Annotated in this window: 5 protein-coding genes; 1 reads left to right on the top strand and 4 read right to left on the bottom strand. The window is 71.6% G+C overall.

Going from position 1 to position 10,305, the window contains the following annotated elements; genetic code table 11:
* Positions 1-81: 81 nt before the first annotated feature.
* Genes sbnB through HCJ92_RS02810 form a run of 3 tightly spaced genes read right to left on the bottom strand, consistent with a single transcriptional unit; the run spans position 82 to position 2,485 of the window.
* On the bottom strand, positions 82-1,107 hold the full coding sequence (gene sbnB / locus HCJ92_RS02820) for a 2,3-diaminopropionate biosynthesis protein SbnB (protein ID WP_167931773.1): 1,026 nt from the start codon (positions 1,105-1,107) through the stop codon (positions 82-84).
* Positions 1,101-2,192, bottom strand: a complete 1,092-nt coding sequence (sbnA, locus tag HCJ92_RS02815) for a 2,3-diaminopropionate biosynthesis protein SbnA (protein ID WP_167931771.1) — start codon at positions 2,190-2,192, stop codon at positions 1,101-1,103. Before sbnA ends, sbnB begins: the two co-directional genes overlap by 7 nt.
* Positions 2,193-2,224: 32 nt before the next feature.
* On the bottom strand, positions 2,225-2,485 hold the full coding sequence (locus HCJ92_RS02810) for an MbtH family protein (protein WP_167931770.1): 261 nt from the start codon (positions 2,483-2,485) through the stop codon (positions 2,225-2,227).
* 337 nt (positions 2,486-2,822) lie between these two features.
* On the opposite strand from HCJ92_RS02810, the gene HCJ92_RS02805 reads away from it, so the two are divergent.
* The gene (locus HCJ92_RS02805; protein ID WP_167931769.1) at positions 2,823-4,994 is read left to right on the top strand and encodes a UvrD-helicase domain-containing protein; all 2,172 of its coding nucleotides are present in this window, start codon (positions 2,823-2,825) and stop codon (positions 4,992-4,994) included.
* Positions 4,995-5,058: 64 nt separating this feature from the next.
* Here HCJ92_RS02805 and HCJ92_RS02800 read toward each other — a convergent pair whose 3' ends face one another.
* Positions 5,059-10,170 (bottom strand): AAA domain-containing protein, encoded by a 5,112-nt coding sequence (locus tag HCJ92_RS02800; RefSeq protein WP_167931768.1) that lies wholly within the window; start codon positions 10,168-10,170, stop codon positions 5,059-5,061.
* Positions 10,171-10,305: the final 135 nt, after the last annotated feature.

The raw sequence follows: 10,305 nt of genomic DNA, 5'->3' as shown, positions 1-10,305 counted from the left end.
GCCGAGCCGCCCGGCCCCGCGCCCGCCTGACCCGGAGCCGGCCGACGCCGGTCACGGACGGTCCCGGGCCGTCCGTCCCCGTCAGTCCCCTCCGGCGGACGGGAACGGCGGCGGGAGGAAGCCCTCGACGCGCGTGCCCACGCCCTCCGCCCGCGCCGCACGCAGCACCAGGTCGGCGACGGCGAGGTCGAGGACGCCCAGACCGAACGGCGAGAACAGCGTGACGCGTTCCGGGTCGCGCGGCAGCGGGGCACCGGCCGAGAGCAGTCCGCCGAGCGTCGCGGAGACGAACCCCCTGCCGCCGGTGGCCTGCTCCGCCAGGTGCACGGAGGTCTCCGCGCGGCAGACGTGGTCGGGGTCGTCCACGATGTTCACCGCCGCCAGCACCGCGGGAACGGTCACGTCCCGCAGCGAGACGTGGAGCACCAGCGTGCCCGGGGCGCACGCGGCCAGGTCCTGATGGGGGACGGTCGCCGTCGTGGCGAGCGAGACCAGGCGGTGCGCGCCCAGCGCCTCCTCCACGTCGGAGGCGACCCGCACCGTCCGCCCCTCGCCGGCCAGCTCCGCCGCACAGCGGTCACGGAACCCCCCGGCACGTTCGGCGTCCAGGTCGAAGACCGTGATCTCGGTGATCTCCGGTCGTACCACCAGCAGGAATCGCAGCACCTCGTAGTTGATGACGCCGCACCCCACGAGGGTCACCCCGGTCTCCGTGCCGCCCCCCGGCGGCAGGGCTCCGGCGGCCAGCGCCGCGCTCGCCGCGGTGCGGCGGGCCGAGATGGTCGATCCCTCGACCAGCGCCTCGGGGACGCCCGTCTCCATCGAGTTCAGGATGATGGCGGCCGAGGCCCGTTCCCGGCCCCGCGCGACGTTGCCGGGGAACGAGGAGATCCACTTGATGCCGGCCTTCGGCTCCTCGCCCCCGAGGTGGGCGGGGAGCGCGATGATCCGGTTGCGGTCGTCGCCGGGGAACCGCAGGAAGACGGAGTGCGGCAGCGCGCTGCGCCCCGCCTCGTGGTGCAGGTAGGCGTCGCGCACGGCGCCCAGGAGTTCCTTCTCCCGGCCGTCGAGGACCCGCCTCACGTCCGCGTTGCCGAGCGTCAGCATCGACCCGCCCCCGCCATCTCGTCCTTCCACAGGTGCGTCACCTCTCCGAACTGGGCCTTGACCCAGGCGTCGTCGTAGATCGTGTCCAGGTACCGCTCACCGCGGTCGGGCATCACCAGAACGCAGTCCGAGCCGTCCGGCACCCGGTCGCTCATCCGGTCGAGCGCGGTCGCCAGCGCGCCGGAGGACCCGCCGAGCAGCAGCCCCTCCGAGAGCGCGAGGCGGCGGCAGCCGACGACGCTGTCCAGGTCGCTGACGTGCATCACCTCGTCGGCGAGCCCGCTGCGGAACAACGGCGGGCGGACGGCGGCGCCGTGACCGGGGAGCAGCCGTCGGCCGGTCGGCGGTCCGAAGATGGCGCTGCCCTCCGCGTCGACCGTCACGACCCGCGTCGCGTGGCCCCGCTCGCGGATCCAGTCGGCGCAGCCGCGCAGCGTGCCGGAGGAGCTGATGGTGCACAGCAGGTGGTCGGGGGCGCGGCCGAGTTCGTCCTCGATCTCGCGCATGGTGACCCGGTGGGCCCAGCCGTTGCGGGGGTTGGCGTACTGGTTGGGCCAGTACGCGCCGGGCAGGGAGGCCACCAGCTCCCGGACCCGTGCGATCCGCACCGGCTGGTACTCGCCGGTGGCGGAGTCGCGTGCGGTCACCAGGTGCACGGCGGCGCCGAGCGCCCGCATGATCGCGATGTTCTGGGGGTTGGTGCGGGGGTCGACCACGCAGACGAAACGCAGCCCGAGCGCGCGGCACGCCTGGGCCATGCCGATCCCGAGGTTGCCCGAACTCGACTCGACCACCGTTCCGCTGCCGGGGACGACCGCGCCGGTGGCGATCGCGTGGCTCAGCATCACGTACGCGGAGCGGTCCTTGATGCTGCCGCCGGGGTTGGACGACTCGAGCTTGGCCCAGATCCGGAACCGGGCGCCGGGCAGCAGCCGGGTGAGCCGCACCAGCGGTGTCGACCCGACCGCGGTGAGGACCCCCGTGCGGTCGTCGCCGTAACCGGCGGCGACCGGGGCGTTCTCGTCGGCGGCGGCCACGGCCCCCACGGCGGTGGGGCGGGGCATGGTCTGGGAGATGATGGTCATCGCGGGGCTTCTCCTCGGGTTGGCGACGCTGCTCAGACCGGGGTGCTCTCTCGGCCCTGCTCCGCCACCGCCCCGGTCGCCGCGCCCACGGCGCCGCTGTCGGACCGGCGGCGCAGGCTGGCGGGCCGCAGGTCCGTCCACACCCGCCCGATGTGGTCCAGGCACTCCTGCCGCGTGCCCTCCGTGCCCTCCGCGTACCAACCGGCGGGCAGGTCCCGGTCGGCCTGCCAGATCGAGTACTGCTCCTCGTCGTTGAGCACCACGCGGAACACGGTCTCGGGGTGTTCGGACATGTCCGTCCCTCCTCGGTGACGTCGGTCGCCGGACGGCCACCGGCGCTCCGCACGAGCGTGCCGTGACGGGCGGACCGGCCGTAGAGACAAACGGGCAGCCGTGAACGCCGCACTCGCCCGCCGTTCCTCCCCTGCCCCGGTGCCGCTGCCGGGCGGTCCGCGGCCGGCTGGTCCGCTTCGGGCCGGCCACCTGTCCGAACTCGGGCCGGTGGGCGCCGAACTCCGTAGAATCGCTTCCGGTAAAGGGCTCCGAGGACCAACGCGGTCCACGCCGTGGCCGGCCGGGACGAAAAACACGCGCCGAGCAACGTTCCACAGACGATCAGGGGGCGCATCCATGCCACGACTGGCGCTCACGGAGGGTTTCCTCTCAGATTTCAGCTTGCTGGGCTCCCATGAACGCAAGCAGGTCACGGAGAGCATCAAGGCTTTCGGGAACTTCTCCGTATCGGAGCTGCGCGCGCACAAAGGCCTCCACCTCGAGAAGCTGCAGGGCGCCAGAGACCCACGGATTCGCACCATCCGGGTGTCGCGCTCCCTCCGCGGGGTCCTGCTGGCGCCGGATGACAGCAGCGAACTCTTCACACTGCTCCGAGTCCGTGCCCACGACGAGGCGAATTCCTGGGCCGTCAGCCGCGCATACTCGGTGAACAGCGCCACCGGCGCGCTGGAGGTGCGGAACGTCACTCAGTTGGAACATCTGGAGACCTACTACGAAGATCGCGCCGCACAGGCGCCGACCCGGTTGTTCGCCGCGCACTCCAACACCGTCCTCCGCGACCTGGGCATCGACGAGCAGGTGCTGCGGTTGGCTCGGATCTGTGTCGAGGAATCGGACCTTGCGGCGATGCGACCGCCGCTGCTCCCGGCCGACCAGTTCGAAGCACTGGAGTACCTCGCCGCCGGGCACTCCGCGGACGAGGTGTGGGAACAGCTGATCGTGCCCCGAGGGCAGACGGTCCGCTCGGCCGACAGCCGCGAGACGGTCACGATGTCCGAGGCCGTGTCGCGCACGTCGGATCGGATCGTCGAGGTGACCGGGCCCGGCGAGCTCGATCGCGTCCTCTCGGGCGACTTCGACCGCTGGCGGATCTTCCTCCACCCGACCCAGCATCGGCATGCCTACCACCCCCGGTACCGCGGCCCGGCTCAGGTCACAGGCGGCCCCGGCACCGGCAAGACGGTGGTCGCGCTCCACCGCGTACGGCACCTCCTTCGTACCGGGCTTCCGGAGGACCGCCTGCTGCTGACCACCTTCACGACGGCGATGGCCTCCACTCTTCGGGACCAGCTGGCACTGCTCCTGGGAGAAGCTGATGCCCATCTGCTGACGCGGGTCGAGGTGACAACGGTGGACGCGTTCGCGGCCAAGGTGCTCAAAGCCACGCCAGGGGGAACACCACGACCGCTGACGGAAGCTTCCGAACGCACCGCGTGGACGCGTGCGCTGCGTGACGAGCGGGGCGAGTGGTCGGAGCGGTTCCTGGCGCAGGAGTATCGGAACGTGGTGCTTGCGCAGGATCTCCGGACCGCGGCGGAATACCTGTCGTGCACCAGGCACGGCCGTGGGTCGCAGCTCGGGCGGGTCCAACGGGCCCGGCTCTGGAAGATCATGGAGCGGTTCCGCGAGGAGACCGCCTCGCGGGGCACGGCTACGTTCGCGCATCTCGCAGCACGCGCCGCAGCGTGGTTGGCCACGCACGGCCCGCAGTACCGGCACGTGGTCGTCGACGAGGCCCAGGACCTCCACCCGGCCCAGTGGCGCGTGCTGCGGGCCGCGGTGGCGCCTGCGCCGGACGACATCTTCCTCGTGGGCGACCCGCATCAGCGGATCTACGACAACAGGGTGTCGCTTCGCTCTGTCGGCGTCCACGTCCGGGGGCGGTCCTCGGGGCTGCGCGTGAACTACCGCAGCACCGAAGAGATCTTGTCCTGGTCGGTCCGACTCCTCTCCGACCACGCGTTCAACGAGCTGGGCGCGGACGACGAGGCGGACGGGGGTACGGATTCCCTGGCCGGCTGCCGTTCGGTCCTCCGGGGGCCGGTACCGACGCAGCGGTCGTTCGCCTCCCCGCGCGAGGAACTGGCCGCCCTCGTCGCCCAGGTACGCCACTGGTCGGAGCGTGACGGCGTGCCTCTTGCCGAGATCGCGGTGGGCGCGCGTCTCAACTCGACGGTGGACGCGGTGGTGGCCAGGCTGCGGCGTGACGGCCTGGCAGCCGTCGGGGTACGAGCGGATCCCGCGCCGGGGTCGGCAGGTGTGCGGGTGTCGACCATGCACGGCCTCAAGGGACTGGAGTTCCGGTGCGTGGCCCTGGTGGGCCTGACCTCCAGCGCCCTGCCGTATCTGCAACAGGTCTCCGCCGCGGACGAGGATCCCGCACAGCACCGCCACGATCTGCTGGCCGAGCGCTGTCTCTTGTTCGTCGCCGCGACGCGGGCACGTGACGCCCTGGCAGTGTCGTGGAGCGGCCAACCGTCGTCGCTCCTCGATCCGACCGTGCGCTGAGCGCCTGCCGGCGACACCCGGTGGTGCGCGCCCGAACGGGCACGCACCACCGGCACGTCCGCCGTCAGCAACTCACCTCGCGGACCCGTACCGTGGACGGCTTGCCCGGGGTCGCCTCGTAGGCCAGCTCGGTGCCCACCGCCTGCCACAGCAAGCGGGAGCCCAGTGGTGAGGACGGCGAGATGGTCTCGGCGTCCTCACACGGCAGTTCCGCGACGGTGTACAGGACCTCGCGGTCCCAGCGGCCGTCGAACTCCAGGGAGACGAGCGCACCGGGGACGACTGCTGCGGGCGCCTGCAGCGACGGGTCGACCGTCGCGGTGTCCGAGAAGGAGCGCAGTACCCCCAGATGGCGGGCCCTGCGCTCACGCTGTTCCCGCAGAGTGCGCCGGAGGAACACCACACGCGCGGCATCGGTCTCGCCTTCGAGGGGGTCGTCGGTGGCGCCGAGCGCTGCCTCCAGGTGGCGCATCTCGTCCATCACCCTTCGCAGCACCGCATACGGAACTGGCTCCCGCGTGGGATCGGGCGAGGACTCCTCGGCGGCCGGTGCCTCGCCCTCGGCGGCGGCCTCGCCCCTCGTTGCTGCGGACAGGGCTTCCCGGCCGGGTGTACCGGCGACGGCAGAGTCCTGCGGCCTGAGGTCGGCCACCGTCTCCGCCGATTCCGTTCCGGCGGACACTCCGACGCCATCCGGTTCGGCCAGGGCCGGTTCGGACGGGACCGGTTCGATGCCGAGGTCCCCCAGGCGTCCCCACAACGGCGCCAGCGCTCGCTCGCGGTCCAGGTGGAAGCGACTGGCCCGGATCCGCACGAAGACCCAGTCCACGCGTTCCAGGTCGCGCTGACGACGCGCGGCGGTCTCGGCGTCCTCCCCCTCCGCGAACGAGTCACCGTCGCAGCAGACCGCCAGCCGCCGGCTGCCGCCTTCGACCACCAGGTCGAGTGTGTGTCCGCCGACGCGGTACCCGGGCCGTACCCGGAACCCCCGAGCGGTGATTTCTCGGTAGACCAGCTGCTGGAACAGGTTGTCGAATGCCGGGTGCCGCACGTCCGGTCGGACCTCGCCATCGACAATCTGCTCGGGGGCGGCCTCGATCGGGCGGCTCAGGTGGTCCAGCCAGTGTCGCCGCAGGTCGCCCGCGTGGAACTGGTCGGCGCGTGCGCTGTGGAACACCCAGACCTGGTCCCGGGCGCGGGAAGCAGCGACGTTGAGGCGCCGCTCGAACGTGGGGCCGTTGAAGCTGCCCGGCACCGTTCCGGCGGCGGTGCTCGCCGAGTTCACGCAGGAGATGAAGACGACATCGCGCTCATCCCCCTGGAACGCCGCCGCAGCGCCGACGCGAAGGCGCCGCTGCTCCCGTTGTTCGTAGCCGATCCGCTCGACCAGCAGGTTCTCCAACTCCGTGGCGTGACCCACGGCACTCCGCAGAACGATGACACCCATCGTCAGCCCCGTGTAGGCCGGGTCGGCACAGCTGCGGGCGACCGCGTCGACAAGAGCTTCGGCCTCCGCGTGGTTGACCAGGCGCTTGTCGACGCCCGTCGCTTCTCCGTCCGGTACCTGGACCGTCCTCACCGGTGGCAGCCGGTCGGCCCCGAACTGGCGCAGCGGAAGCAGGTCACCGCTGTAGCACAGCTCGTTGGAGAAGGAGATGATCTCCGGCATGCACCGGAAGTGCTCCTTGAGCATGAGCGTTCCCCGGCCCGACGACAGCGCCTCGGTCAGGTCGAAGAAGCTGGAGTCCGGCCCGAAGAGACTCCGGATGTCCGGCTCCAGGGCGGTGAGGAGCCGGTCACGCAGCTGGAAGTAGTCCTCCCGTTTGAGGCCCACGTTCTCCGGACTGACCTGCTTGCTGTCGCCGACCACGACCATCCGGTCCGCGAGCCAACTCAACAGCATCGCCTCCAGCCCGGACTGGCTCGCCTCGTCGACGATGACGACGTCGAAGAGCCCGGGGCGGTCCATCGGCACGGTCTCCGCCACCTGGTGGAGGGGCATGATCCAGGCCGGGACGGCGCTCTGCGCCTTGGCCAGTGCCAGCTGCGCGTCCTTCCGGTAGCGCTGCTGGTACTTGCCACGGATCCGGCCCGCTGCCTGCTGGTACGCCTTCAGCGCCCGGGACTGGTCATCGGTCAGCAACCGGAGGCACTGGTGCCAGGCCTGCCGCGCGGCCAGGCGGCCGAGGGTGATGCGGGCCTCGTCATCGGCTTCGGTGAGCTGCCGGAGGAGCTTCTCCTCCGTCTGCGGGTCGGTGAGGCGTTCCAGACGCTCACGCCAGGCCGTCCACGCCCAGGCCTGTGCCAGCCGCGGCAGCTGCTGGTCCCAGGCGGGGTCGGCCGGCGATGTGACGATACGTTCGGCAAGGCGGGGGAAGGCCGCATCCACCCGAGCGTGAGCGGCGTACTGTTCGGCCCTGGAGCGCGCCGCCTCGCGGACCTCGGACAGCGTCTCGCAGTGCTGCCGGTACCGCTCGGTGTCGCGGTCGCGCACGGCGGCATGGGCCTCGGTCACCGCCGCGGCGCAACCGGGGCGATCGGTCCATTCGGAGAGCAGCTTCTCAGCGGAGTTGAGCAGCTGCTCGGCGCTCTCGGCCTGCTGCACCCCCACCACGGCACGCAGGAGGTCCCGGACCGCTTCGCGGGTCACCTTCTCCTGCCACGGCGCGTCGGTCAGGCCGGGAGCGGCGGCGCCCACCGCCCCGAGGTCGATCCGGGCACGCACCACGGCACACAACGCGTCGAGCACCTCAAGGTCCTGCTGGATGCGCGCCACCCGCGACGCAAGCCCCTGCCAGGGACGACTCTCGCCGTACCACTCCGTCTCGGCCTCGCAGAGGCTCAGCTCGGCCAGGACGCGGGCGTGCACGACAGCAGCCGCTTCGGCGTCGTGCGATGACCGCCCGTCTACGGTCACCGTGTCGGCGAAGGTGCCGACGGACTTCGCAAGTCTGGTCCGCATCCCGAACGGGCCCCGCAGTCGACCTCCCTCGGCCAGCCCCTGCGACAACAGGGTCGCGGGGGCGAGAGCTTCCTGGGGTGAGTGCGCCTCCAGGCCTGCGACCCTCCGGGACCCGATCGTGGCGGACGCCGCCGACACGTCGTCCAGTGCCCGCATGAGACCGTCGCGGCGGGCCGTGATCCGGCGGTCGCGGCCGCGACGGGCCTCTCTCTCCAGTTCGACCGCCCAGCTGCCGGCGCCCTCCGCGAGATCAGCCGCTCGGGCGCAGGCGGTGGTGAAGGCGTCGAGCCGCTCCGAGATGCGGTGCAGCTCCGGCGAGGTGAGTCCCCGCACGGCCTCGTCGTAGGGGCGACACGCCTCGTTGGCGCGGGCACGTTCCAGTGCGTCGAACGCCTGCCGGGTGGTGGCCACCGCACGGTCGAAGTCGCCCGGCCCCGGCAACTCGGCCGGGCCGGGGACCTCCGCCGCCAGCGCCTGTCGTTCCGCGGTGAACGCGCGCGTCGCGCGCAGCAGTTCGAGCGCTTCCTCAGCAGTGAGCGAAGGCTGCTCGCCCGGAACCGGCCCGAGCCACCTGTGGGCGTCGGTCTCGGCGACGAGACGTTGCGCGATCTCCTGCAGACTGCCGGCATAGTCACCGATGTCAGGCTCGAAGCGGTGGGTCTCCTGATTCCTCAGCACGGCCAGGTCTGCGAGGCGGACGCGTTGGGCGTCCCGCGCACGGTCGAGGCGCGTGCGGAGTGAGCTGATCTCCCGCTCCGCCGCCCCAGGATCGTAGGTGGCGTACTCACGGAGGATGCGCTGGACCGATGCCTCGAGTTCCCGCTGCGCGGCCGACCCGTCCTCGGTACGGCTGACGCACAGGTCGCGGACGGTGTCGGGGAGTTTGTCCCGCAGAACACGCAGCGCGCGAGCGGTGTGGCTGGTGATCAGGACACGCTTACCCTGCGCCAGCAGGTCGGTAACGAGGTTGGCGATGGTGTGCGTCTTGCCGGTACCGGGCGGTCCCTGGACCACGACCAGACGGTTGGCCCGGAGCCGTCGGGCGATGGTCCGCTGTTCGTCGTTGGCGGGCAGGGCGAAGAAGACCTCACCACCGGTGGGGTCTTCTTCGCCGGCGGCGTGGTCCGCCGCGGTGAGTGAGCCGCCGCGGCCGGCGATGTGGGCGAGCAGCTCGGTGGGTTCCACCCCTTCGTCGACGGCTCGCGCGATGGTCTTGAGCGCGTCCAGCGTGGAACTACGATCGCGTTCTCGCAGGACCAGTGCGGGGGTGAGGCCGACCTGCGGGCTCTCCAGCGTCGCGGGACGTGCCCGCGAGATTCCCTGGTGGTAGGCGCCGGCCGCGTGTGCGGCGTTGACCCAGACCCGCAGGGCGTCGTGCACCGCGGTGAGGTGCGTGGCAGCCGTGAGATCACCGGCGTCCGCCAGGCGGGCGACGATTTCCTCACGTACGCTGCCCGCCACGTGCTGCCCGCCGTCGAGCATGCCCTCTTCGAGCTCCGGCCCCATGGCGAGCGGGGCGGGCCCCGCGGACAGCGCCCCGCTCGCGCTGTCCAGGGCCAGGACCGCACGGTGCGTGACGAGGTGGCGCTCGACGCGGTGCCCCGCCTCGGTCTGCCAGGTGAGCCGCCCCAGCCCGAGGACGAGTTCGTACGCCTCACCGAGCTCCGCGGCGTCCTCGTGCATCTTGTGGAGTCGGTCGTACAGCTCGATCTGGGGGTCCATCGCGCGGCGCCGCTCCGCCCACCCGAGCCACTCCAACCGCCAGGCCTCGTACGTCTTCTCGATGCGCTCGCGCTGCGGGTGGTCGTCCAGAACGTCGTAGTTCTTCTCCAGCGGCACCCCCTCCGACCAGTCGGGGAACTGCGGTTCGATCCGCCGCAGCAGCACGGGCGCCTGCTTCCGGCGGAAATCGCGCAACCCCGTCTCTTCCACCCAGAGCTCGATGAGCTCGGGCAGGGCCGGCGCCTCCTCCCGTGCCGGGCGTTCGACCCGCAGCCACGCCGGTGCCCCCTCCGTCAGCGGCGCGTCGAGCACCACGGACACCGCAGGGTCGGACGGAAGATCGTCGAACCAGACGATCCCCGCCACGCCGTCGAGCGTCCTCTTCGGGCGGGCCTTGGACTCCTCCGCGTCCGCCAGGAAACGGAAGATCTGTTGGACTCGCCTGCTGTCGATCCCCGGCTTCGGCACGTCGCTGTCCCCGTCATGGCCCATTGGCCACCCCACTTCTCCCGAGGGCACATCGCGCCGTGACAGCGCGGTCCCCGCCCCCAAACCCACTGATGACAAGCACTGCGCACCCCAAGATCAACTGTGAACCGGGTACACAGAGGCTGAGATTAGCAGGAA

It is taken from the genome of Streptomyces spiramenti (assembly GCF_012034385.1).
Taxonomy (GTDB): domain Bacteria; phylum Actinomycetota; class Actinomycetes; order Streptomycetales; family Streptomycetaceae; genus Streptomyces; species Streptomyces spiramenti.
Note: the sequence above shows the minus strand (reverse complement) of the source record. Positions and strands in the feature narration are given on the sequence as shown.

Excerpts from the sequence above, each read along its gene's own strand:
- sbnB (WP_167931773.1), bottom strand. The coding sequence starts at position 1,107 with ATGCTGACGCTCGGCAACGCGGACGTGAGGCGGGTCCTCGACGGCCGG.
- sbnA (WP_167931771.1), bottom strand. The coding sequence starts at position 2,192 with ATGACCATCATCTCCCAGACCATGCCCCGCCCCACCGCCGTGGGGGCC.
- HCJ92_RS02800 (WP_167931768.1), bottom strand. The coding sequence starts at position 10,170 with ATGGGCCATGACGGGGACAGCGACGTGCCGAAGCCGGGGATCGACAGC.
- HCJ92_RS02810 (WP_167931770.1), bottom strand. The coding sequence starts at position 2,485 with ATGTCCGAACACCCCGAGACCGTGTTCCGCGTGGTGCTCAACGACGAG.
- HCJ92_RS02805 (WP_167931769.1), top strand. The coding sequence starts at position 2,823 with ATGCCACGACTGGCGCTCACGGAGGGTTTCCTCTCAGATTTCAGCTTG.